This is a genomic window from Phycicoccus avicenniae, from assembly GCF_050496545.1.
In the GTDB taxonomy this organism is placed as follows: Bacteria; Actinomycetota; Actinomycetes; order Actinomycetales; family Dermatophilaceae; genus Phycicoccus; species Phycicoccus avicenniae_A.
The window spans coordinates 71353-93541 of the sequence record NZ_JBNVZV010000012.1 but is presented as its reverse complement, the minus strand read 5'-3'; the positions used below and the strand labels follow the sequence as shown (position 1 = coordinate 93541).

Below are 22189 nucleotides of genomic sequence, written 5' to 3'. Positions count from 1 at the left end.
GCGGGAGCGGCGGCTACCCGCCGGACGTCGGCGCTGCCCGCCGCACCAGGACGGTGAAGCCGACCGACGCGTCGGTCGGCGGACCGCCCGTGTCGTCATCGACCATGTGGACCACCTCGAGCCCTGCGACGTCGCACATGCTGCGGAACGCCCCGGGCGCGTGCCAGTGGATGACCCACTCCCGGTCGGCGACCTCCGTCTCGCCGCCCGCGACGCGCTCGTACCGGCACGACGTCGTCCGGGTGCGCCGTTCGCGGTCGTAGGTCTCCGTCAGCGGGGTGTACCGCAGCTCGACTCCCGCGCGGTCGACGCTCGCCCGGGTGACGCCGAGGTCGTCGGTCGGCGTGGGGCCGGGAACCCACAGGGGGACCAGGGCCGCACCGTCGTCGGTGAGGTGCGTCCGGATGGCGCGCAGCGCCCGCGCGGCGGTCTCGTCGTCCGGGAGCAGGGTGAACGTCGGCCCCGCGAGGTAGATCGACGCGTAGCGACGCCCGATGGCCAGGTCCTCGACCCGCTGGTGGACCACCCGGGGCGCCACCCCGCGCGCCACCGCGTTCTCCCGGCAGCGCAGGACCATGTCCAGCGACGAGTCGACCCCGTCGGCGTCGAGCCCTGCGGCGCACAGGTCGAGCAACGGCTCCCCGTCGCCGCACCCGACCTCCAGGGCCGGCTCGCCGTGGGTCCTGACGAACTCGATGTACGGCTCGGCGTCGAACCGCGAGGCCTTCAAGCCGGCGTAGGCGTCGACGACGATCCCGGAGTAGAAGTCAGCAGGGTCCACGGAGGCACCGTCTCACGGTGGACCGGACGGCTCAGACGTCGGCGGCGTGCCGCAGTGCCTCGCGGGTGGCCGCGTGCCGCTCGAGGACGCGCCGCACCGGACCGAGCACCTCGGTGTCGGCGACCCCGGCGATGGACTCCCGCAGCCGGCGGTCCATGACGGCCCCCCGTCGCCGCGCACCCACCCGGGCCAGCCAGGCCGCGAGCGCGGCGAGCAGCACACCGAGCAGCAGCCCGCCGACCAGGAGCAGGAAGGGCACGGGCAGCACCCCGAGCCGCGGGACCTCGGGCACGACGGAGTCGAGCTGCAGCCATCCGGCCACGGCGTAGGCGCCCAACCAGAGGAGGCCCACGACCGCGGCGGCCGAGAGCACCATCTGCACGGCGCCGACGACGCGCCACCACACGGGCGCCCGCGCCAGGAGCGAGGTGCCGACGACGGCGCGGTCGAGGGCGTCGCCGAGGTCGGGACCGGGCGGCGTGGCGGCCCGCTCGACGGCCTCGGACCACGGCGTCGGCAGCTGCGCGCCCGCACGGTCGGCCACGCGCCGGGTCGCGAGCGCCACCGCGGCCCGCGCCGCCGGCGAGGGCGGCGGGAGCGAGGAGCGGCCGAGCACGGAGCGGACGTCGGACTCGGTGACCCGCACGTCGCGACCGTCGAGGCGCAGGCGACGCAGCGGCCGGGCGCGCAGGCGGTGCACCCAGCGCGCGAGCGGCCAGCTGGTGTGGCTCGCGGCCTCCATCCGGTAGTCGCGGGCGACGGCGTCGACGACGGTCGGTACGCCGGCCGCCCGGGCCAGGGCCTCGAGGAGCTCGGCGCGGGTGGGCTCGTCGACGGTCGGCTCGGCCGCGGCGACGTGCGCGGAGAGGTCGCCGGCGACCGAGCGGACGTCGGCGGCGAGCCGGGCCCGGGCGGCCGTGCGGCCGGCGACGGCGTTGGCGAGGCGCTGGCGCAGCTCGTCGACGCCCGCGCCGGTGCGGGCGGAGGTCGCGAGCACGGTGGCGCCGGGCAGGCCGTCGCGCTCCATCAGCCGGCGCAGGTCGGTGCGGCAGCGCTCGACGTCCTCGGGCGAGAGGCGGTCGGCCTGGTTGAGGACGACGACGGTGACGGCCTCGTGCGCGGAGAGGGTGGCGACGTGGTCGTCGTGGAGCCGGGCGTCGGCGTACTTCTGCGGGTCGGTGACCCAGACGAACAGGTCGACCAGCTCGAGGACCCGCTGGGCCTCGGCGCGGTTGCCGGTCTCGCGGGAGTCGACGTCGGGGAGGTCGAGCAGGACGAGGCCGTCGAGGGTGCCCACCTGACCCCCGGGGCCCTCGCCCTCGACGAGGTGGCGCGAGCCGACCCCGAGCCAGTCGAGCAGCTCGCCGGAGGGCTCGGCGCCCCACACGGCGGCCGTGGGGGTGGAGGTCGTCGGCCGGCGCACCCCGACCGCTGCGACGTCGCCGCCGACGAGGGTGTTGAAGAGCGAGGACTTGCCGCTGCCGGTGGCCCCGGCCAGCGCGACGACGGTGTGGCCACCGACGAGCGCGGTGCGCTGCGCCACCTTCGTGACGACCTGCGACGCCCGGGCCCCACCGGCGGAGGGCAGCTCGTCGCCGCCGGCCTCGACCGCGGCGCCGAGCGCGTCGGCGGCGGCCGCGAGGCGCTCGGGCGACACGACGGCGCCGCGGGACCCGCCCATGACCAGCGGGCTCACACCGACACCGTCCTCAGCCCGGAGGCGGCGGACTCGAGGTGTTCGGCCTGCTCCTCGGGCGGCGAGTGGAAGGCCAGGGCGTCGAGGAAGCGGGCCCGCTCCTGCGCGTAGAGGTCGTCGACGAGGTCGAGCAGCCGCGCGCGGGCCTTGGCGGCCATGTCGCGGACGGCCTGGTCGCCGAAGATCGCCTCCAGGACCCGTTGCGCGAGAACGGAGGTCCCGCCGGCGATGCCGATCTCGGCGCCGACCAGCCCGCCGGTCTGGGCGAAGGCGACGAGCATCAGGAAGAGCCCGATGGCGTTGACGCCGTAGGCCGCGATGCGCGCGTTGGTGCGCCGGCCCTGGCCCTCGGTGCGGACCAGCTCGAGGACCTCGCCCTGCCAGTCGCGCACGAGCCGCTCGACGGCGGCGCCCGTCTCGGGGGGTGTCGCGCCCACGGCGGGGACGTCGGCGAGCACGCCGGAGCCGCCGGGCATCCGGCGCCAGGAGCGGGCGGTGTCGGAGTCGGCGGCCTCGAGGTGGGCGAGCACGAGCGCGGCCACGCCGGTGTGGAGGGCCTCGCCGAGCCCCTCGGCCGGCGGTGGCGTGCCCTTGATCGCCGCGGTGATGCGGTCGCGCCAGCGGCCGATGGTGGTCTCGACCTGCCGGAAGAACTCGCCGGTGCCGACGAACTCCTGCCAGCGCGCGAGCACCTCGCCGCGCAGGAGCGTGCCGTCGGTCATCCCGTCGGCGACGCGGCGGCGGGCGTCCTCGAAGGCGGCGGTGGCGGCACCGGCCAGCTCGACGCGGGCGGCCTGCTGGTCCCGGCTGGCGGCGACGAGCTCGGCGGCCCGGCCGGTCAGCGAGGACACCGCCCCACGCAGCGTCTGCGACACGACGATGTCGCGGGCCCGGGCGTCGCCGGCCAGCGCCTCGAGCCAGGACCGCAGCCGGGCGAAGGCCTCCTCGGGGAGTCGTCCGCGGGGGTCGAGCGGCGTCTCGGGGACGGTGAAGATGGGCGCGGTGGGCAGCCCCTGCTCGCGCAGCATCGCGGCGAGGTGGGGGCGGATCTCGTCGACGGCCTCGGGCGGGATCCGGTCGAGGACGATGGCGACGGCCGTGCCGCGCTCGGCGGCGGTGCGCAGCAGGTCCCACGGGACGGCGTCGGCGTAGCGGGCCGCGGTGGTGACGAAGAGCCACAGGTCGGCGGCCGAGAGCAGCTGCGTGGCGAGCTCGCGGTTGGCCGAGACGACCGAGTCGATGTCGGGCGCGTCGAGCAGGGCCATACCCGCGGGCAGGGTGGTGGAGGCCGCGAGCCGCACGGTGCCCGGCTGGTCCTCGCCGGTGTCGGCGCCGGTGACGCGGGCCAGGCCGGGGAGGATGCGCTCCCCCTCGAACCAGTGCCGGTCCTCCGGGTGGTGCACGAGCACGGGCGAGGTGGTGGTGGGGCGCAGCACGCCGGCGCGGCTGACGTCCGCGCCGACGACGGAGTTCACGAGCGTCGACTTGCCGGCGCCGGTGGAGCCGCCGACGACCGCGAGCAGCGGGGCGTCGAGGGAGCGCAGGCGGGGCAGGACGTAGTCGTCGAGCTGGTCGAGGAGGCGGCGCCGGGCGGTCTCGGCGTCGGGGCGTCCGGGCACGTCGAGGGGCAGGGTCGCGCGCTCGACCTCTTCCCTCAGGACCTCGACGGCGGCGACCACGGCCTCCACGTCCCGGTCCGCACCCACGGTCAGAGCCTAACGACCGCGCCGTGTCCCGCCGGACATTCCCGGCGGATGCGCCGATGATGTCGCCCGTGAGTGTCTTCGTCGCGGTCCAGCCCCCTGCCGAGGTCGTCGAGCACCTCGAGGACTTCCTCGAGCCCCGGCGCGACGTCGAGGGGCCCCGATGGTCGGCGCCGTCGGGGTGGCACGTCACGCTGGCGTTCGCCGGCGCGGTGCCCGAGCGGGTGCTCGAGCCCCTCCTCGACGGCGTGCGGGCCGTGGCCGCCGGGCGGCCGCCGGTGGAGCTGTCGGTGGCGGGCGGCGGATGCTTCCCCGACGTCACGCGCGCCAAGGTGCTGTGGGCCGGCGTGGAGGACGGCGGCGCGCTGGAGCCGCTGGCCGCCGCGGTGCGCTCGGCGGTGGCGGTGGTCGGCGGGGCCCCGGAGGGCGGGCCGTTCGTGCCGCACGTGACGCTCGGGCGGTTCGGCCGGGCGGTCGACGCGACCCGCTGGCTCCGGGTGCTCGACACCTACCGGGGGCCGTCGTGGGTGGCCGACGAGGTCGTCGTCGTCCACTCGCACCTGCCCCGCGAGCGCGGTCACCGGCCGCGCCACGAGGCGCTCGCCTCCTGCCCGCTCGGCGGCTGACGCCGGACCGGACGGCGGATGGAGCCCGGGTTCCGTGCGTGGGAACAGACGGGACCCGGGCTCCACGGGTCGCCCCGTCGCGCGCCGGCGTCTCCCTAGACTGTGCGGCGGCGCCCCCGGGCGCCGGGCCCCCGTAGCTCAGCCGGATAGAGCAAGAGCCTTCTAATCTCGAGGTCGCAGGTTCGAGTCCTGCCGGGGGCGCCGCCTAACGATGCGCGGAGCGCATCGACGTCGGCGACCCCGGCGGGACGACGGGAGCGGACGCGGGTCCCGCGAGGCACGAGCGGGTGCCGCGACCGCGGATCCTGCCGGGGGCGCGCGCACGCCGAGCCAGGTCGTTCGAGGTATCCCGGCACCGCATCACGACGGCCGAATCCCTCGAACCAGCCGTGGCACCCATCGCGTCGAGGTGAAACCGGACCCGCTGACGGCCCGGCATCACCTCGACCCAGCGGGGGGTCAGCCGGTGGCGAGCTGTCGCGAGCGCCGCAGTGCGAGCTCGGCGAGCGCACCGGCCACGTCGGGCACGACCGAGTCGTCGAACGCGGCGCGCGGCGAGTGGTTGTCCTCGGCGAGCGTGTGGTCCTCGAGCGCGCACGCCGAGACGTTGAGGTAGGCGCCGGGCACCTCCTCGAGGACGAAGGCCATGTCCTCGGACCCCGCCTCGGGGTTGGCCATGTCGGCCCAGCGCTCCTCGCCGAACAGGTCGACCACGGTGTCGCGCGCGAACGCGAACTCGTCGGCGTCGTTGACGGTGACCGGGTACCCGTTGCCGATGGTCACCTCGGCCGACAGCCCGTGCGCCGCGGCGATGCCCTGCGCCACCTCGGTGACGACGCGGTGCGCCCGCTCGCGGTGCTCGCGCGAGAAGGTCCGCAGCGTCGCCTCGATGACGGCGTCGTCCGGGATGATGTTGTCCTTCGTGCCGGCCGCGACCTTCCCGACGGTCAGCACCACCGGGTCCCAGACCGAGAACTGCCGCGTCACGGCGGTGTGGAAGGCGAGCACGACCTCGCACGCGACCGGCACCGGGTCCTTGGCCCGCTCGGGCGCCGAGCCGTGCCCACCGACGCCGCGCACGACCACGTGCACCTCGTCGGCGGCGGCCATGAGCGGCCCGGGCCGCCCGAACCACGTGCCGCGCGGGTGGTCGGCCGAGTAGACGTGCACCGCGTACGCGGCGTTGACCCGCCGCCCGGCGGCCTCGAGCAGCCCCTCGCGGATCATCGGCTCGGCGCCGCCCGGGCCCTCCTCGGCGGGCTGGAACATCAGGACGACGTCGCCGACCAGCTCGTCGCGCATCCCGGACAGCACCCGCGCGGCCCCGACGAGCCCCGCGACGTGCAGGTCGTGCCCGCAGGCGTGCATGAGTCCCGTTCGCTCCGACCGGTACTCGACGTCGACCTCCTCGGCGACCGGCAGCCCGTCCATGTCGCCGCGCAGCAGCACGACCGGCCGCTCCCCCTCGTGCGGCGCCCGCCCGCGCAGCACCGCGACCACCGAGGACAGCCCCTCGCCCCTCGACACCTCGAGGTCGAGGCCCTCGAGCTCGGCGAGCACCGTCGCCTGGGTCTCGGGCAGGTGCAGCCCGAGCTCGGGGGCGCGGTGCAGGCGGCGGCGCAGCTCGACGAGCTCGGGGCCGATGCGGCGGGCGGCATCCAAGGCCTGGGACAACGGAACTCCTCGGGGACGGGACGGGGACCGACGGGACAGGGGCAGGAAGACGCAGGTGCAGGCGCCGACGGCGCTCAGCTCACCGGCAGGCCGACGAACTCGGTGCGGCGGGCGGCGAGCGCGGCGAGCAGCTCGCGCTCCTGCGCGAGCGCGTGGGCGTCGGCGGCGTCGTGGTGCATCCGGCGGCGCAGCAGGGCGAGCTCGCTCGCGGTGTCCTGGAAGGCGCGCATCGCCGCCAGCCCGCCGGCTCCTGCGTTCGTGCGTGCCCACACGCGCGCCTCGCGCCGGTGCGACATCGAGGCGAGCATCGTCACCTCGCCGCGCGAGAGCCAGCCGGCGTCGACGTACGGCCGCAGGAACTGCCCGATGAGGCGCCCCTCCCGGCTGCGGGCCCACACGACGAACCCGACGTACGCGAGGAAGACCGGCACCTCGACGAGCACGTAGACGGTGACCAGCCCGGTCCCGCCCGAGACCGCCGCGAGGTTCCACAGCGCGTGCGCGAGCACGGCCAGCAGGTAGCCGGCGACCGGCGCGAGGACCTTGGGCAGCCATCCGCGGCTGGTCGCGGCCACCCCGATGCCGACGCCGGTGAGGAGCGTGAACATCGGGTGGGCGAACGGCGAGAGCAGGCATCGGGCGACGAAGGTGGCGGTCAGCGCCTCCCCGCCGCCGTCGCTGTAGGCCTGCGCCAGGTACTGGATGTTCTCGGTGAAGGCGAACCCGGCCGCGCAGACGCCGGCGTAGACCATGCCGTCGGTGACGCCGTCGAACTCGCGGCGCAGGAAGAGCCACACGAGCAGGACGAGGAGCCCCTTGAGCGCCTCTTCGACCACGGGGGCGACGAGCACGGCGGTCGTGGCGAGCGCGGCGTCGGGGTCGGTGGCGCTCTGCAGGACGACGATCGCGCTGGTGTTGAACACGGCCGCCAGCAGGGCTGCAACGAGCGCGCCCCAGAGGAACGCGACGACGAGGTAGCGGGTGGGCTCGGACTCGAAGCGGTCCAGCCACAGGAAGGAGGGGATGACGATGAACAGCGGGACGAGGGCGACGGCGAGCGCGAGCAGGGCGGTCTGCACCCCGAAGGTCGCGCCGAGGTAGGCCGAGACGACGAGCGCGGCGAGCAGGAAGCCGACACCCCCGACCCCGAGGACCACCGCGCCGCGCAGCGCCGACCGGCTCGTGGGGTTCGCCCGCAGCGCCGCCGGTGCCGTCCGCAGGTCCCCGCTCATGGCCCGCACCCTAGCGGGGTGGGACCGTTCACCGCCCGGTCCCACCCCTGTGCGGCCTAGCATGGCCCGCATGTCCACGCCCTCCGACCGCGCGCACACCGACCGCATCGTCTGGATCGACTGCGAGATGACCGGGCTCGACCTCGAGGCCGACGCCCTCGTCGAGGTCGCCGCGCTCGTCACCGACTTCGAGCTGACCGTGCTGGGTGAGGGCGTCGACGTCGTCGTCCGCCCGCCGGACGCGGCCCTCGAGCAGATGAACGACTTCGTCCGCGACATGCACACCGGCTCCGGGCTCCTCGACGAGCTGGCCGGTGGCACGACGCTCGAGGAGGCGCAGGCCCGCGTCCTCGAGTACGTGCGCGAGTGGGTCCCCGAGCCGGGCAAGGCCCCGCTCGGCGGGAACACCGTCGCCACCGACCGCGCCTTCCTCGCCCGCGACATGGCCGAGCTCGAGGCCCACCTGCACTACCGCATCATCGACGTCTCCTCGATCAAGGAGCTCTCCCGCCGCTGGTACCCGCGGGCCTACTTCGCGGCGCCGACCAAGACCGGCGGCCACCGTGCGCTCGCCGACATCCGCGAGTCCATCGCCGAGCTGCGCTACTACCGGGGCGCGGTCTTCGTCGACCCGCCCGGCCGCTCCAGCGACGAGCTGCGCTCCATCGCCGCGCGCCACGTCGTCGACCACGGCTCCCCCGCCGCCGCGCCCGAGGCCGTCGCCGGCGCGCCCTCCGCCGACTGACACCCACCATCCGGGGGTGGTCCGGAGCACCCTCCCGGAGCGGGTAGGATGATCCGCGCAACGGGCGCACGACATGCCGTCGAAGGCGATGTCCGCGCCCGTCGTGGTGGGTGTAGCTCAGCTGGTAGAGCATCGCGTTGTGGTCGCGAGGGCCGCGGGTTCAAGTCCCGTCACTCACCCCACCCGGAGCCCCGGTCCGTGCGGACCGGGGCTCCGTCGCGTCCGGGGACTTTGCGAGGATGGGGGCATGTTCTCCCGCCGGACCTCCACCGTGGTCACCGTCATCGTCGTCGCCCTCGTGACGATCGGGCTGGTCGCCTCGGCCCTGCCCGTGTTCGCCTCGCAGGCCGCCGCGCTGCCGATGCACGCCCAGCTGGTGAAGTCCTCGCCGGCCGACGGCGCGACGCTCACGACGACCCCGACGGTCACGCTGACCTTCAGCGAGGAGGTCAACGAGCAGTTCCTCCAGGTGCGGGTCCGCGGGCCGGTGCGCGCCGAGGCCGACGGCGAGCCGGTCGTCGACGGCCGGACCGTCACCCAGGCCCTCGTGCCCGACCTCGTCGCCGGGAAGCACGTCGTCAGCTACCGGGTCGTGAGCGTCGACGGCCACCCGATCTCCGGCACGGTGACGTTCACCACGACCGAGGCGGCCGTCCCCGGCGCCGACCCGACCACGCCGGCCCCGTCGGCGAGCACCTCCGCGAGCCCGTCGGCGTCCGCGTCGGCATCCGTCTCCCCGAGCGCCTCGGCCTCCGCCACCTCGTCGCCCACCGCCACCGCGACCTCCGACGCCGACCCGGCGAGCGCCGACGAGGGCTCGGTGCCCTGGGTCGCCATCGTCGTCGGGCTGCTCCTCGGCGTGCTGCTCGGGACCGTCCTCGTGCGCCTCGTGCTGGCCCGCGCGCGCCGTGGTGCCGGGCCGCCCCCGGCCGGCGACTGACCGATTTCACGAGCGGGCCGGACGGCTGCTAATGTCTCCGATCGCGCGCCATTAGCTCAATTGGCAGAGCAGCTGACTCTTAATCAGCGGGTTCGGGGTTCGAGTCCCTGATGGCGCACCACCGCTCACCGAGCACGAGGCTCCCCGGTCCGCCGGGGAGCCTCACCCGTATCCGGACCCGCGGAGGACGCATGGAGCCGCGCGAGCAGGCCCCCGCCGCCACGGTCGTCGTGCCCACCCACCGTGGGGCACACCGGCTCCCGCTCCTCCTCGATGCGCTCGCGGCCCAGCGGGTGGACGAGCCCTGGGAGGTCGTCGTCGTCGTCGACGGCCCCGACGCCGCCACCGATGCCGCCCTCGCCCACGCCCCCCGCGAGCTGCCCCTCGTCGTCGTCCACCGGGCCGCCTCGACCGGGGTCGCGGCGGCCCTCAACGCCGGCACCGAGGCGGCACGCGGCCGGGTGGTCATCCGCTGCGACGACGACCTGACGCCGGCCCCGGACATGGTCCGACGGCACCTCGCGCACCACGTCGGTGACGAGCCGGTCGGCGTCGTCGGCCCGACCCGCGACGTCCTGCCCGACGGCCCCTACGCGCGGGCCTACGGGCGGGCCGCGACCGAGCGGTCGGTGGCCGGGGTCCTCGCCGCCCCGGAGGCCGAGGTGTGGCGGCACTGGGCCGCCCACACGTCGGTGCGTCGCGACGTCCTCGAGGCCGTCGGTGGGTACGACGCCGACTTCTCCTACCGCGAGGACTCCGAGCTGGGCCTGCGCCTCCACCGGCACGGCGTGCGCCTCGTCGTCGACCCCGACCTCGTCCTGCCGCACCGCGGCGCCCCCGCCGACGCGCGCACCAAGGTCGCCCGCGCCTGGGTGAGCGGCGCCTCGGAGGTGCTCTTCGCGCAGCGCCACCCCGACACCGTCACGGCAGCGCCACCGCGCCCCCACGGGGCCGCCGCGCGAGCCTGGTCCGGGGCGGTGGGCGCCCTGGCGGCCACGATGCCCACCCACGCGTCCGCGGCGCGGCTCGGGAGCGTCGTCGACCGCCTGCTCACGGTCCTGCCGACCCGACCGGCGGGGAGGGTCGTGGCGCTGGCCGTGGAGGCCGCCGCACGGGCCGGGCGCCGCCACGGGAGCCCGCAGCAGCGCGCGTACCGCGCGCAGAAGGACGTCGAGCTGGAGGGTGAGGCGCGCCGCGCGGGCGGCCCTCAGAGGTAGAGGCCGGTACTGCCCTCGTCGACGCGCTCGGCGGCGACGGCGTGGATGTCCTTCTCGCGCAGCAGGACGTAGTCCTTGGCCCCGATCTCGACCTCGGCGCGCTCCTCGGGGTCGAAGAGCACGCGGTCGCCGGTCTCGACCTGCCGGACGTTCGGTCCGGTGGCCACGACGGCACCCCAGGAGAGCCGCTTCCCCACGCTGGCCGTCGCCGGGATCACGATGCCGCCCCCCGAGCGCCGCTCCCCCGCCTCACCCTCGAGGCTGACGAGGACGCGGTCGTGGAGCATCCGGATGGGCAGGCGCGAGCGCCCGCGCGACGAGGTCACCTCAGCGGCGGCGCAGCGCGCGGTAGGCGAGGACCCCGCCGACCACCGCGACGACGGCGACGACCGCCGCGAGCCGCTCGACACGCAGCTCGCCCTCGGGCGTCTGGGCGACGTCGGCGAAGCGCGCCTTGGCGGCCTCGGTCTGCCGGCGCAGGATGGCCTTCGGGGTGGCCTTCTCGACGAGCTCGTCGACGGTGCGGGCCAGGCGCTCGCGCCGGGCGACGACCTCGGCCTCCAACGAGGCGATGGACGCGTCGGGCATCGTCACTCCCCTCCGTCGAGGCCGAGGTCGCGGCGCAGCTTGGCGACGTGACCGGTGGCCTTGACGTTGTACCAGGCGTGGGTGACCGTGCCCTGCTCGTCGAGGACGACGGTGCTGCGGATGACGCCCTGCACGGTCTTGCCGTAGAGCTTCTTCTCGCCGAAGGCGCCCCAGGCGTCCATGACGGCGCGGTCGGCGTCGGAGAGGAGGGTGATGGTCAGGCCCTCCTTCTCGCGGAAGCGGGCGAGCTTCTCGGGCTTGTCCGGGGAGATGCCGAGCACGGTGTAGCCCTGGCCGTCGAGGGAGTCGAGGGACTCGCTGAAGTCGCAGGCCTGCTTGGTGCAGCCGGGCGTCATCGCCGCCGGGTAGAAGTACACGATGACCTTGCGGCCGCGCAGGTCGCCGAGTGTCACCTCGGTCCCGGTGTCGTCGGGAAGGGTGAAGTCGGGGGCGGCGTCGCCGGCCTCGAGCCTCGCGCTCATCTGCTGCTCTCCTGCCGTCGGTTCGGGGTGCCTGGCTCCCGCCAACCTACCGTGCAGGGCCGCCGGCGCGGTGTGCGCCGGGTCACCGGGTCCGGACGCGGCGGGACGCCCGCGACGCGGAGGGTCGTCGCGGGCGCCCCTGGTGGCGCCGGGTCCCGGTCAGCGCGTGCCGGAGAAGGCCGCGGCGCCGAACGGCGAGGCCGCGAAGCCACCGCCGAAGATCGCGTCCACCGTGGCGCTCTCCTGGGCGTTCGGGTACGGGTTGGTGCACGAGGTGCCGGGGCCGCCACCGGACATCAGCTCGCTGCACGGGCCGGAGTAGTTGTCCGGCAGGCCGAGGACGTGACCGGTCTCGTGCGCGGTGACCCGCAGGCTGTCGTACTGCTGGTTCTGGGCGTAGTCGAGGAAGACGTCGCCGTCACCGGGGCCGTACACCTGGGCGTAGGAGCCGCGCGGGTCGTTGCCCTCGCTGTAGTAGAGGCTGGCGCTGCCCGAGGTGGGTACGAGGTTGACGTTGTTGGTCGAGGAGTTCCAGATCTGGGCGGCCTGCGAGATCTCGGTCTGGAACGACGGGGCGCCGCTCGCGGAGTAGTAGATCGTCGTCGCCGCGACGCGCCGGTCGATGCCCTTCTGCTGCTCGTTCTCGCGCTTGGCCAGCGCCTTGTCCACGATCGCCTGGAGGCGCGCGTTCTGCGCCGCGTCGGACGAGCTCGGGGTGTAGCCGGACGTTCCGCTGGTCGAGGGAGCCGGGGCGGGCGAGGCCTGGGCGACGGCCAGGGGGCCGACGGCGAGGGCCGCGGTCGCGGCGAGGGCGCCGAGGACGGTGCTGCGGATCTTCACGGTGTCTCCTTGGAGGGGTCGACTGCACCGGAACGGACCGGTGCCGGACGGGGCCGATGTGTGGCCCTGTTCCACCGTCATCACGGACTCCCCCTGTGCCGCAACGCGTCCTGACCGACTTGACGGAGTCTTTGACCACCCTGTCGGGTCCCTTGACGAACACCGGGCGTGTCCCAGAGGTGCTCCTGACCCGCCGTTGGGGCCCCGGACCGTGGTGCGCGAGGCGGGACTCGAACCCGCACACCCGAAGGCACCAGAACCTAAATCTGGCGCGTCTACCAGTTCCGCCACTCGCGCGCGGGGCTCACTGTAGTGGCGCGCCGCCACCCGCCGGCGCGGCACCCGGACGGCCGTACGCGGCGTCGAGCGCCGCCGCGAACGCCGCCGGGGAGTACGCGGCGACGGCGAGGTCCTGCACGGCCGCCGCCCGCTCCAGCGCGCCTCGCGGATCCGCCAGGACCGCCACCACGGCGTCGGCGAAGGCGCCGGGGTCGGCCGTCAGCCCGGCGAACCACGACGGCTCGCCGATGCCCTCCGCGCCGACCGGCGTCGAGACGACCGGGACACCGTGGACCAGAGCCTCCACCGTCTTGAACTTCACCCCGGCCCCGGTGCGGACCGGCACGACGCAGCACGCCGCGGCGGCGTACTCGGCGTCGAGGTCGTCGACGAACCCCGTGACGGTGGCCTCCGCCCGGGTTGCGGCCGCGACCAGCTCCGCACCCGCTCCGGCGCCGACGAGGCGCAGGCGGGCGCCCGGCACCCGTGCGCCCACGGACGGCCACACGTGCTTCAGCAGCCATCGGGCGCCGTCGTCGTTCTCCGGTCGTGCGAGGTGTCCCACGAGGAGGACACGCGGCCCGCCGGCCCCGTCCACGTCGGTGGGAGAGGCCGCGTGGCGGACCGGACGCTCGGGCGCCAGCGGCGGCGGGACGACCCGCGCGGTCGGCGGCGAGCCCAACAGGCGGGCGTCCTTGTCGCTGAAGACCAGCACGACGTCGAGCCGGCGCACCGCCCGGCGCTCGTGGGCCCGCGCGCGGGTCGCGCGCAACCGCCAGGCGAGCCGACCGGCCGCGGTCGCCGACGGCTCGCGGGCGAACAGCTGGGACTGCACGTCGTGGAAGGTGCCGACGATCCGTGCCCCGGGCGCCACCCGGCGCACGAGCCCCGCGAGCCGCGCCTGCTCGGACCACTGGAGGTCGACGACGTCGGCGGTCCGCAGCGCCCGGGCCGCGGGACCCGCCGTGAGCAGGTCGGCGACCAGCGCGAGGGACGGCATCCCCGGGTCCACAGGCCGCCACCAGCGCTCGGCCAGCGCCACCGCGCGGCCGAGCAGCCGGTCCCGCAGCGTGCGCCCGGGGGCGCCGCCCACGAGGAGGAGGTCCTCCGGCGCGCCCGGGCGCCCGGCGGCGTCGCGGGAGGCCGGCGTCGAGGGGGCCACGACCGTCACCGGCCCGTCGGCAGCCAGGTGGTCGACGAGCCGCGCCAGGTAGCGCCCGCCGGCGTGCGGCACCGCGTCGAAGGGCACGGCACCGGTGAGCACGACGACGCGACGGGACGGGGGCACCCGTCATTCATACCGGGCCGCGACCCGATGGGTACGGTGGACGGGTGATCCGCGTCATGGCGCCCGACCTCCCGACGCCGAGCGGCGGGATCAAGGTCATCTACAACTACGTCGAGCACCTCGTCGCGCTCGGGCACGACGCGCGGGTCTGGCACGGCACACCCGGCTTCGCCTACCCCGACTGGGGCAGCACCGCGCCGGTCGACACGGGGCTGCGGCTGCCGTTCGCGGCGGGCGACGTCATCGTCATGCCCGAGACCGGCGGCGGGCGCTGGAGCGACCTCAACCCCGGTGTGCCGCACGTGATGCTGTGCCAGGGCATGGACTTCGTCTTCATGGACGCCGAGTTCACCCGCGACGTCCCCGGCGACTACCCCGGCTGGCCGCAGGCCACCTGCGCTCTCGGGGTGTCCGACGCCATCGTCACCTTCCTCGAGCACGCCTGCCCGCCCGGGTTCCCCGTGCACGCGGTGCCGGTGGAGATCGAGCGGTGGTTCGTGCCGTTGGAGAAGGAGCGGCGCATCGCCCTGATGCCGCGGCGCCGGCGCGAGGACCTCATCGGGGCCGTGCAGCTGGTCCGGCGCTCGGGACGGTTGCGGGACTGGGAGATCGTGCTCATCGACGGGATGACCCAGGCACAGGTCGCCGAGGAGCTGGGCCGTGCCGCGATCTTCCTCTTCGGCGCCGAGCGGGAGGGCTTCGGGCTGCCGGGGGCCGAGGCGATGGCCGCGGGCTGCTACGTCGTGGGGTTCACCGGCGACGGCGCCAAGGAGTACCTGACCGACGACGTGGCGTCCGTGGTGCTGGACAGCGACGTCGTCGGGATGTCGGAGGCGACGCTCGCGGCGATGGACGCCTTCGACGGTGACCGGACGGCCCTGGACGCGAAGGTGGCGCTCGGGCGGTCCCGGGTGCTGGAGCGGCACTCGGCCGAGGCGGTGCGCGCGGCCCTGGGGCGCGCGTTCGCCGAGATCACGGCGGAGGGGTCGCCGTCCGTGCTCCCGGAGTCGACGACGCTGTCGCACTACGCCTCCCGCGGACCGCGATACGGCCGGGCGGGGGCCGTGTACGTGGGCGCCCGGAGCGTGGCCGGCGCGGCACTGCGCCGCGCGCGACGACTCCGCCGCCCCTGAGGGTGGACCGGCCGGCTCAGGCCGGGGCGTGGCGGCGCAGGACGACCTCCATCGGGTCGTCGTGGTCGACGAGCACCGTGACGATGGAGTCGCCGGTCGTCTTCTCGTGCTCGGACCACAGCAGCTCGATGCCCAGCTCGGCGAAACGTCGTTCGCCCTCGTCACGGATGTAGTCGCGCGCGCCGGTGCCCGACAGGTACGACGTGGCCCCCACCTCCTGGAGCACCTCGAGCACCCGCTCCAGCCCGGCCTGCTGCGGCGGGTCCGTCACGACGAGCTCGGCGTCGATCCCGAGCATCCGCTGCACCCCCCGGATGAGCTCGACGTTGATCTCGGCGAGGTTGTGGGTCTCGACCGACCGCACGAGCTCGACCACCTCGAGCCCCCGCGTGCGCCAGTGCTTCGCGTTGCGGTACCGGCCCTCCATCGAGCGCACGAGGTGCTCCTGCCAGCCCGGCTTGACCTCGACGGTGTTGATGGGCACGAGGTGCGGCTTGCCGACCAGCGGCAGCGTCACCCACGAGTCGCGCATCATCACCCGGCGCTGCACCCAGTGCTTCTGCAGCTGGTCGTGCACCGCCAGCACGAACCGGTCCGTGTGCGCCATCTTGAACCAGAACCCGGTCCAGGGCAGCAGGTCCGGCTGGTGGATGGCGACCCTCACCGGCGCACCTGGCGCACGAGCGCGTACTGCTCGGCGTAGGCCATCAGCCGCACCAGCCCGGCGGCCGCCGCGAGCTGCTTGACCGAGTTGATCGGGTGGATGTCGGTGGGGATCTCGGACTGGTAGGCCGTGCAGGCCAGCGCCTTCTTCGTCACCTGCTCCTCGGTGAGGTCCTCGAAGACGTTCCAGCGCAGGTCGGACGGGTAGAGGTTCACGTCGTAGGCGGCGATGTCGTAGACCAGCACGCTCGGGGGGAACCAGTGGTCGGCCGACATCGAGACGCGCGAGGACCGCATCCCGGCCTCGTACACCGCGATGTGGTCCTGGTGCAGCGACGGGAACGGCAGGTAGAGCTCGTCGGGCCGCACCTCCCCCATCACCGCGTCGAGCGCGCCGACCAGCTCGGTCATGTGCTGGCCGGTCACGCCGTCCTCGAACCCGAGGTTGCGGGTGACGGTGACGCCGAGGACCTCCATCGCCCGGTCGTGCTCGGCGGCGCGCACCGGCCCGCTGTCGGTGACGGTGACGACGACGCACTCGTCGGGGTACTTGGCCATCAGGCCACCGCAGCCCATCGACTCGTCGTCCATGTGCGGGGCCACCACGAGCCGCTTCACGTGCATCCCTTCGCCGGCCGGTCCGTGAGCACGGTCATCCTCGCACCGATGGCGCGCGCCCGCCGGGAGGACGGCCGGATGCGACGCGCCGCCGGCCGGTCAGGGCGCGGGTACCCCGAGCCGGCGCGCCTCGACGAGCTTGCCGGCCTCGAAGGCCATGAGCACGAGCCACGAGCGGCGATCGTCCGCGCTCCCCCGCCACGGGAACCGGCGCACCAGCAGCAGCTCGTGGTGCACCCGGCGGGCGAGCGACTTCGGCACCAGACCGGCCGGGCGCACGCGCGCGGCCACCGTCGCGGTCCCGCGCCCGGAGTCGTACTGCTGGCGCAGCACCCCGCGCAGGTCGGTCCGGATCCGGTAGTGCAGCACCGCCTCCGGGACGTAGACGGCGACGTGGCCGGCGTCGAAGGCCCGCCACGCGAAGTCGATCTCCTCGGCGCCGGGTGGGAAGTCCTCGTCGTAGCCGCCGGCGTCGTCGAACACCTCACGGCGGAACGCACAGTTGCCGCCGAGCGCGTACGGGCGTCCCTCCCAGGTGACGGGCAGCCCGGTGGACGGCGAGTCGACCGGCACCCAGGCCGCCGACCGCCCGGACAGGCTCTCGGTCTCGTGCGCCGCGCCGACGAACGCGTGGTCGTCGAGGGCGGTCGCCAGCGCCCGCACCCAGTCACGGTCGACGACGTCGTCGGCGTCGCAGACGAGGATGCGGTCCGTGGCCGCGGCCCGGACCCCCTCGTTGCGGGCCACCGAGACACCGCGGGCCCGGGAGGCGTCGACCCGCCGGAGCAGCGGGAGCCGGTCACGCCAGGCGTCGAGCACCGCGCCGAGGTCGTCGGTCGACCCGTTGTCGGCGACGACCACCTCGAAGGGCTCGGTGTACGTCTGGTCGGCCAGCGCCGCGAGCTGCTCCCCGATGGTCGCCGCCCCGTTGTACACCGGGATGACGACCGAGCAGACCGGGGCGGCGGCCATCGGCGTCAGGCCTGCGGGTCCGCGGCGAGGAGGGAGCGGAGCACCGGCTCCAGGGCGCGGAAGGCGTTGCCGCGGTGCGAGATCGCGTTCTTCTCGGTGTCGGTGTACTCCGCGAGCGTGCGGGTGTCGCCGGTCGGGTGGAAGACGGGGTCGTAGCCGAAGCCGTTGGTGCCCCGGGGCTCGCGGCCGAGTGCGCCCTCGACCCGGCCCTCCACACCCTCGACGCGCCCGTCCGGCATCGCGACGACCGCGGCGCAGACGAACGCCGCGGCGCGGTGCTCGTCGGGCACGTCGGCCACCTGCTCGAGCAGCAGCGACAGGTTCGCCCGGTCGACGTCGGCCCTCGGCGCCCCGGCCCCGGCGTGCGATCCCGACCAGCGGGCCGAGAACACCCCGGGCGAGCCGCCGAGCACCTCGACGGCCAGCCCCGAGTCGTCGGCGACCGACGGCAGCCCGGTGGCCTCCGCCAGCGCGACGGCCTTGAGCCGCGCGTTGCCGAGGAAGGTCACCTCGGTCTCGGGGACGTCCGGGCCGTCGACCTCGGCGGCGGAGACGATCTCGAGGTCGAGCTCGTCGACCAGGCCGGCGAGGATCTGGCGCAGCTCGTGGACCTTGTGCTCGTTGCGGGTCGCGAGGACGACGCGGCGGGTCACTGCACGCGCTCGCGGGCGGGGGCGTCGAGGGCGGCGGCCTGCGCGCGGGTGAGCTCGGCGCATCCGGTCGTGGCCAGGTCGAGCAGGCGACCGAGCAGCTCGCGGTCGAAGGGCACGCCCTCGGCGGTCCCCTGCACCTCGACGAACTTCCCGTCGCCGGTCATCACGACGTTCATGTCGGTCTCGGCGGTGGAGTCCTCGGGGTAGTCGAGGTCGAGCACCGGCTCGCCCTTGACGACGCCCACGCTGATGGCCGCGATCGACCCGGTGAGCGGCTCGGCGCCTGCCGCGACCAGCCCGCGCGCCTTCGCGTCGGCGACGGCGTCGGCGAGCGCCACGTACGCACCGGTGATGGCCGCCGTGCGCGTGCCGCCGTCGGCCTGAAGCACGTCGCAGTCGAGGACGATCGTGTTCTCCCCCAGAGCGGAGGTGTCGATGACGGCGCGCAGCGAGCGCCCCACGAGCCGGCTGATCTCGTGGGTGCGGCCGCCGACCTTGCCGCGGCGTGACTCGCGGTCGCTGCGGGTGTTGGTCGAGCGGGGCAGCATCTCGTACTCGGCCGTGACCCAGCCGGTGCCGCGGCCCTTGAGCCAGCGCGGCACGCCCTCGGTGAACGAGGCGGCGCACAGCACCCGGGTGCGGCCGAACTCGACGAGGACGCTGCCCTCGGCGTGGTCGAGCCAGTTGCGGGTGATCCGCACGGTGCGGAGCTGGTCGGCGGTGCGTCCGTCGTGTCGCGTCATGGGGGTCAGGCTATCCGCGGGGGTGGACGGCGTTCCGCGTCGGGCCGCGGGGTCGCCGGGCGGCGGCTACCCTCGCCACCGTGGCGACGCACGTGGACCGGCCGGTGACGCGCACCCTCCTGCTCACCGAGCACCCGCTCGCGACCTGGCGCACCCGCTTCGAGCGCGGGGAGGTGCCGGCGGCCCTCCCCTACGGCGTCGACGTCCTCGCCTCCCGCGGCCACCTCCTCGCCGGACCACCCGCGCCGGTCGGCGCGCCGTTCGCCAAGGTCCGCGACGTCCTCGAGCACCGCACCGGCATGCCGGTCGAGCGCACCGTCCGCTCGCTCGGCGCCGTGCGCCGGGCCGACCTCGTCCTCGCCCTCCTCGAGCGCGAGGGGATGCTCGCCGGCCTGGGTCGCGGCCTCGGGCTCCCGCCCTTCCGGTCGACGCCGCTCGTCGTCTGGTCCTGCTGGCTCGCCGACGACGTGCGGACCGCCGACCGCGACACCCGCGACCGGCTGGGCCGACGGATGCGCGGCGCCGACCTCGTGACCCACCTGTCCCGTCACGAGACCGAGACCCTGGTCGACCTCGGCATCCCCGAGGAGCGGCTCTTCCCCGTCACCTACGGTGTCTCGCACCGGTTCTACACACCGGGCGAGGGCGAGCGGGACATCGAGCTGCTCGCCGTGGGGCAGGACCGCGGCCGCGACTACGCCACCCTCGTCGAGGCGGTCCGCGGCACCGACCTCACCCTCGACGTCGTGTGCAGGCCCGAGAACCTCGCCGGCCTCGACCTCCCGCCGAACGTGCGGGTGCACGGCACCGTGCCGCTGCCGACCTACCGCGAGATGCTCCGGCGCGCGCAGGTCGTGGCCGTGCCGACCCGCGACCTCGCCTACCCCACGGGCTCGTCCGTGGCGCTCGAGGCGGCCTCCTCGGGCTGCGCGGTCGTCGTCACCGGCACCCGCGCCATGCGCGACTACTTCACCGACGACGACACCGCGGTGCTCGTCGGGGAGGGCGACGTCGACGGCTGGCGCGCCACCCTCCTCGCCCTCCGCGACGACCCGGCCCGCCGCGGGCGGCTGGGAGCGGCGGCGCGCCGGTCGGTGGAGCAGCGGTTCAACGCCGACCACATGTGGACCGAGCTCGACGGCGTCCTGCGCGCCCGCGGCATCGTCGCGCCCTCCTGACCGGCCCCGCCGCTCGCCCCTCAGTCGTCGGCGTGCTCGGGAGGCCAGACCACCCGGAAGCGCTCGAAGCAGACGTCGAGGTCGTCGGTGAGCGCGATGCCGATGCGCTCGCACTCGCGGCCGAAGAAGCGGCGGTGCTCGGTGAGCCAGTACGCGAGCGAGCGGTCGCCCTCGCCCTCGTCCCACGCGAACTGCTCGTCGACGCTGGAGAGCGGCCCGACCCGCAGCTCGGTCGAGCGCAGCACGACGCGCGGTCGCCCGGACCCGTCGCAGGCGACCCAGTGCGAGCCGACCCGCGGCAGGGCGTCGCCGTCGTGCTCGTAGGAGGCCACGAGCCCGGCCGTCGCCCGCTTCGGGCCGTCGGTGATGTACGCCAGCAGCTCGTCGGCGATCCGCGGACCGTCCCCGAAGTGGTCGACGTACACGTCGTCCTCGGGTGGCAGCCCCGGGCGCGCCGCCCGGTACTCGGCCCACATCCGCATCCCGGCCTCGCGGTCGACCGGGACGCCGAACGCGTTCGGGGCAACGGCACCGAGCTCGAAGACGTCGCCGGCGGAGGCCACCTCGACCGGGCCCGGCCAGAGCGCCGCCGCCTGCGCCCGGCACTCCTCGCGGTCGTTCCAGGCCGGGACGTGGGTGAGCACGAGGCGGCGCACCCCGCCGGCCCGCACCGCCGCGGCCGCCGCGCGCGAGCCCGAGAGGTGGATGCCGCGCGCGTCGTCGCGGCCGTCGACGAAGGCGGAGTCGAGGAGGGCGAGGTCGGCGCCCGTGAGGAGGGGCTCGAGGTTCGGGCAGTCGTCGGTGTCCCCGGTGAAGGCGAGCGCCGCGCCGTCGGCCTCGACCCGGTACCCGTACGCCTCGACCGGGTGGTTCACCGCGTACGGCGTGACGCGGAACGGCCCGACCGTGAAGGGGTCGGAGTCCGAGACGACCGCGAAGGCGAACTCGCCGTCCATCCCGCCGTCCTCGAGGCCGTGGTACATCATGGCGAGCCGCGCGGCCGTGGGGCCCGGGCCGTGCACGGGCAGCTTCGCCGGGAGCGGGCCGTCGGGGCGGTAGCGCCGCACGACGTAGAGCCCGAGCAGGTCGGCGCAGTGGTCCGGGTGGAGGTGGCTGAGCAGCACGGCGTCGAGGTCGGCGGGGTCGACCAGCCGCTGCAGCGGGCCGAGCGCGCCGCTGCCGAGGTCGAGGAGGATGCGCCAGGTGCGCCCCTCGTGCTCGGCCTCGACGAGGTAGCAGGACGCGGGCGAGTCCGGCCCGGGGAAGGACCCCGAGCAGCCGACGACGGTGAGCCTCACGCGAGCACCTCCCGGCGGACGAGCGGCGGCGACGGGAAGACGGTGCCGACCGAGGAGCCCACCCCGAGGAAGCGCACCGCCAGCCGGCGGAACTCGTCGGGGTCGCCGGTGGTCGTGAACCCGTGCCCGGGCGGCGGGAGGTCGTCGGCGCGGAGCATCCCGCGGTCGGCGAGCACGCGGTAGACGTCCTTGGCCGTCTCCTCGGCCGACGAGACGAGCGTGACGTCGTCGCCGAGGACGTAGGAGATGACACCGGTGAGCAGCGGGTAGTGCGTGCAGCCGAGCACCACGGTGTCGACGCCCCGCTCGCGCAGCGGGTCGAGGTAGCCGTGTGCCACCCGCACCAGCTCCTCGCCCCCGGTCACGCCGGCCTCGACGAACTCGACGAACCGCGGGCACGGGGTGGAGGTGACGTCGAGGTGCGGGGCGGCGGCGAAGGCGTCGAGGTAGGCACCGGACTGGTGGGTGCCGAGGGTCGAGACGACCCCCACCCGTCCGGCCCGGGTGGCCGAGGCGGCCCGGCGCACCGCGGGCCGGATGACCTCGACGACCGGTACGTCGTAGCGCTCCCGGGCGTCGTGCAGGACGGCGGCCGACGCGGTGTTGCAGGCGATGACCAGGACCTTGACGCCGTGGTCGACGAGCCGGTCGAGGCACTGGAGGGCGAGCTCGCGGGTCTCGGCGATGGGGCGCGGCCCGTACGGGGCCCGGGCGGTGTCACCGAAGTACGCCACCGACTCGTGGGGCAGCTGGTCGAGGATCGCCCGCATGACGGTCAGGCCGCCGTAGCCGGAGTCGAAGACCCCGATCGGTGAGTCGGTCACCCGACCCAGCGTAGGT

At 75.2% G+C, this 22189-nt stretch carries 23 protein-coding genes and 4 tRNA genes; 9 read left to right on the top strand and 18 right to left on the bottom strand.

The features are described 5' to 3' along the window. Nucleotides 1–13: 13 nt before the first annotated feature. Genes ACQZ2A_RS11905 through ACQZ2A_RS11895 form a run of 3 tightly spaced genes read right to left on the bottom strand, consistent with a single transcriptional unit; the run spans nucleotide 14 to nucleotide 4183 of the window. On the bottom strand, nucleotides 14–781 hold the full coding sequence (locus tag ACQZ2A_RS11905) for a class I SAM-dependent methyltransferase (RefSeq protein ID WP_430211161.1): 768 nt from the start codon (nucleotides 779–781) through the stop codon (nucleotides 14–16). A 31-nt stretch (nucleotides 782–812) separates the two neighbouring features. Then, complete coding sequence (locus tag ACQZ2A_RS11900; RefSeq protein WP_430211158.1) at nucleotides 813–2477, bottom strand: YfjP family GTPase; 1665 nt, start codon at nucleotides 2475–2477, stop codon at nucleotides 813–815. Further along, a complete protein-coding gene (locus ACQZ2A_RS11895; protein WP_430211157.1) occupies nucleotides 2474–4183 on the bottom strand; it encodes a dynamin family protein in 1710 nt (569 codons plus the stop codon). The genes ACQZ2A_RS11900 and ACQZ2A_RS11895 overlap by 4 nt, the downstream gene beginning before the upstream one ends. A gap of 68 nt (nucleotides 4184–4251) precedes the next feature. Here ACQZ2A_RS11895 and thpR point away from each other — a divergent pair, with 68 nt between their 5' ends. Both thpR and ACQZ2A_RS11885 read left to right on the top strand, forming a co-directional pair. Continuing rightward, complete coding sequence (thpR, locus tag ACQZ2A_RS11890) at nucleotides 4252–4806, top strand: RNA 2',3'-cyclic phosphodiesterase (protein ID WP_430211154.1); 555 nt, start codon at nucleotides 4252–4254, stop codon at nucleotides 4804–4806. Between the two features lie 127 nt (nucleotides 4807–4933). Next, nucleotides 4934–5007, top strand: a tRNA-Arg gene (locus ACQZ2A_RS11885). A gap of 258 nt (nucleotides 5008–5265) precedes the next feature. On the opposite strand, the gene ACQZ2A_RS11880 is transcribed toward ACQZ2A_RS11885, so the two are convergent. Both ACQZ2A_RS11880 and ACQZ2A_RS11875 read right to left on the bottom strand, forming a co-directional pair. Next, nucleotides 5266–6480, bottom strand: a complete 1215-nt coding sequence (locus tag ACQZ2A_RS11880; protein WP_430211151.1) for a M20 metallopeptidase family protein — start codon at nucleotides 6478–6480, stop codon at nucleotides 5266–5268. A 74-nt stretch (nucleotides 6481–6554) separates the two neighbouring features. After that, a complete protein-coding gene (locus tag ACQZ2A_RS11875; protein ID WP_430211149.1) occupies nucleotides 6555–7712 on the bottom strand; it encodes a PrsW family intramembrane metalloprotease in 1158 nt (385 codons plus the stop codon). A gap of 61 nt (nucleotides 7713–7773) precedes the next feature. Here ACQZ2A_RS11875 and orn point away from each other — a divergent pair, with 61 nt between their 5' ends. From orn to ACQZ2A_RS11850, 5 genes are all read left to right on the top strand, one after another. Further along, entirely contained in the window at nucleotides 7774–8457 is a 684-nt protein-coding gene (gene orn, locus ACQZ2A_RS11870) for an oligoribonuclease (protein ID WP_430211146.1), read from the top strand. 106 nt (nucleotides 8458–8563) lie between these two features. Beyond that, nucleotides 8564–8639 (top strand) — tRNA-His (locus ACQZ2A_RS11865). Nucleotides 8640–8704: 65 nt separating this feature from the next. Then, nucleotides 8705–9397 (top strand): copper resistance CopC family protein, encoded by a 693-nt coding sequence (locus ACQZ2A_RS11860; protein ID WP_430211144.1) that lies wholly within the window; start codon nucleotides 8705–8707, stop codon nucleotides 9395–9397. A 45-nt stretch (nucleotides 9398–9442) separates the two neighbouring features. Next, a tRNA-Lys gene (locus ACQZ2A_RS11855) sits at nucleotides 9443–9518 on the top strand. Nucleotides 9519–9588: 70 nt separating this feature from the next. Continuing rightward, on the top strand, nucleotides 9589–10614 hold the full coding sequence (locus ACQZ2A_RS11850) for a glycosyltransferase (RefSeq protein WP_430211142.1): 1026 nt from the start codon (nucleotides 9589–9591) through the stop codon (nucleotides 10612–10614). On the opposite strand, the gene ACQZ2A_RS11845 is transcribed toward ACQZ2A_RS11850, so the two are convergent. From ACQZ2A_RS11845 to ACQZ2A_RS11820, 6 genes are all read right to left on the bottom strand, one after another. Beyond that, the gene (locus ACQZ2A_RS11845; protein ID WP_430211139.1) at nucleotides 10605–10940 is read right to left on the bottom strand and encodes a GroES family chaperonin; all 336 of its coding nucleotides are present in this window, start codon (nucleotides 10938–10940) and stop codon (nucleotides 10605–10607) included. The two genes, ACQZ2A_RS11850 and ACQZ2A_RS11845, sit on opposite strands and share 10 nt — an antisense overlap. 1 nt (nucleotide 10941) lies before the next feature. Then, nucleotides 10942–11202, bottom strand: a complete 261-nt coding sequence (locus tag ACQZ2A_RS11840) for a DUF3618 domain-containing protein (protein WP_430211137.1) — start codon at nucleotides 11200–11202, stop codon at nucleotides 10942–10944. A gap of 2 nt (nucleotides 11203–11204) precedes the next feature. Further along, the gene (gene bcp / locus ACQZ2A_RS11835; RefSeq protein WP_430211135.1) at nucleotides 11205–11684 is read right to left on the bottom strand and encodes a thioredoxin-dependent thiol peroxidase; all 480 of its coding nucleotides are present in this window, start codon (nucleotides 11682–11684) and stop codon (nucleotides 11205–11207) included. Between the two features lie 159 nt (nucleotides 11685–11843). Further along, nucleotides 11844–12524 carry a snapalysin family zinc-dependent metalloprotease gene (locus tag ACQZ2A_RS11830; RefSeq protein ID WP_430211133.1) on the bottom strand — a complete coding sequence of 227 codons (681 nt, stop codon included), beginning with the start codon at nucleotides 12522–12524 and terminating at the stop codon, nucleotides 11844–11846. Between the two features lie 212 nt (nucleotides 12525–12736). Continuing rightward, a tRNA-Leu gene (locus ACQZ2A_RS11825) sits at nucleotides 12737–12821 on the bottom strand. A 7-nt stretch (nucleotides 12822–12828) separates the two neighbouring features. Beyond that, on the bottom strand, nucleotides 12829–14091 hold the full coding sequence (locus tag ACQZ2A_RS11820) for a glycosyltransferase (protein ID WP_430211131.1): 1263 nt from the start codon (nucleotides 14089–14091) through the stop codon (nucleotides 12829–12831). Nucleotides 14092–14135: 44 nt separating this feature from the next. Between ACQZ2A_RS11820 and ACQZ2A_RS11815 the strand changes: the two genes are divergently transcribed. Next, nucleotides 14136–15224 carry a glycosyltransferase gene (locus ACQZ2A_RS11815; RefSeq protein WP_430211128.1) on the top strand — a complete coding sequence of 363 codons (1089 nt, stop codon included), beginning with the start codon at nucleotides 14136–14138 and terminating at the stop codon, nucleotides 15222–15224. 16 nt (nucleotides 15225–15240) lie between these two features. On the opposite strand, the gene ACQZ2A_RS11810 is transcribed toward ACQZ2A_RS11815, so the two are convergent. From ACQZ2A_RS11810 to rph, 5 genes are all read right to left on the bottom strand, one after another. Next, nucleotides 15241–15888 carry a WbqC family protein gene (locus tag ACQZ2A_RS11810; protein ID WP_430211126.1) on the bottom strand — a complete coding sequence of 216 codons (648 nt, stop codon included), beginning with the start codon at nucleotides 15886–15888 and terminating at the stop codon, nucleotides 15241–15243. Continuing rightward, nucleotides 15885–16505, bottom strand: a complete 621-nt coding sequence (locus ACQZ2A_RS11805) for a PIG-L deacetylase family protein (RefSeq protein ID WP_430211123.1) — start codon at nucleotides 16503–16505, stop codon at nucleotides 15885–15887. The genes ACQZ2A_RS11810 and ACQZ2A_RS11805 overlap by 4 nt, the downstream gene beginning before the upstream one ends. A gap of 99 nt (nucleotides 16506–16604) precedes the next feature. Next, nucleotides 16605–17477, bottom strand: coding sequence for a glycosyltransferase (locus ACQZ2A_RS11800; RefSeq protein WP_430211120.1), 873 nt, complete (start codon nucleotides 17475–17477; stop codon nucleotides 16605–16607). A gap of 5 nt (nucleotides 17478–17482) precedes the next feature. After that, entirely contained in the window at nucleotides 17483–18130 is a 648-nt protein-coding gene (gene rdgB, locus ACQZ2A_RS11795) for an RdgB/HAM1 family non-canonical purine NTP pyrophosphatase (RefSeq protein ID WP_430211117.1), read from the bottom strand. Continuing rightward, the gene (rph, locus tag ACQZ2A_RS11790; protein ID WP_430211115.1) at nucleotides 18127–18873 is read right to left on the bottom strand and encodes a ribonuclease PH; all 747 of its coding nucleotides are present in this window, start codon (nucleotides 18871–18873) and stop codon (nucleotides 18127–18129) included. The genes rdgB and rph overlap by 4 nt, the downstream gene beginning before the upstream one ends. Nucleotides 18874–18953: 80 nt before the next feature. Between rph and ACQZ2A_RS11785 the strand changes: the two genes are divergently transcribed. Further along, a complete protein-coding gene (locus tag ACQZ2A_RS11785) occupies nucleotides 18954–20051 on the top strand; it encodes a glycosyltransferase family 4 protein (protein WP_430211112.1) in 1098 nt (365 codons plus the stop codon). 20 nt (nucleotides 20052–20071) lie between these two features. On the opposite strand, the gene ACQZ2A_RS11780 is transcribed toward ACQZ2A_RS11785, so the two are convergent. Next, nucleotides 20072–21349, bottom strand: a complete 1278-nt coding sequence (locus ACQZ2A_RS11780) for an MBL fold metallo-hydrolase (protein WP_430211110.1) — start codon at nucleotides 21347–21349, stop codon at nucleotides 20072–20074. After that, nucleotides 21346–22173 carry a glutamate racemase gene (gene murI, locus ACQZ2A_RS11775; RefSeq protein WP_430211107.1) on the bottom strand — a complete coding sequence of 276 codons (828 nt, stop codon included), beginning with the start codon at nucleotides 22171–22173 and terminating at the stop codon, nucleotides 21346–21348. Before murI ends, ACQZ2A_RS11780 begins: the two co-directional genes overlap by 4 nt. Nucleotides 22174–22189: the final 16 nt, after the last annotated feature.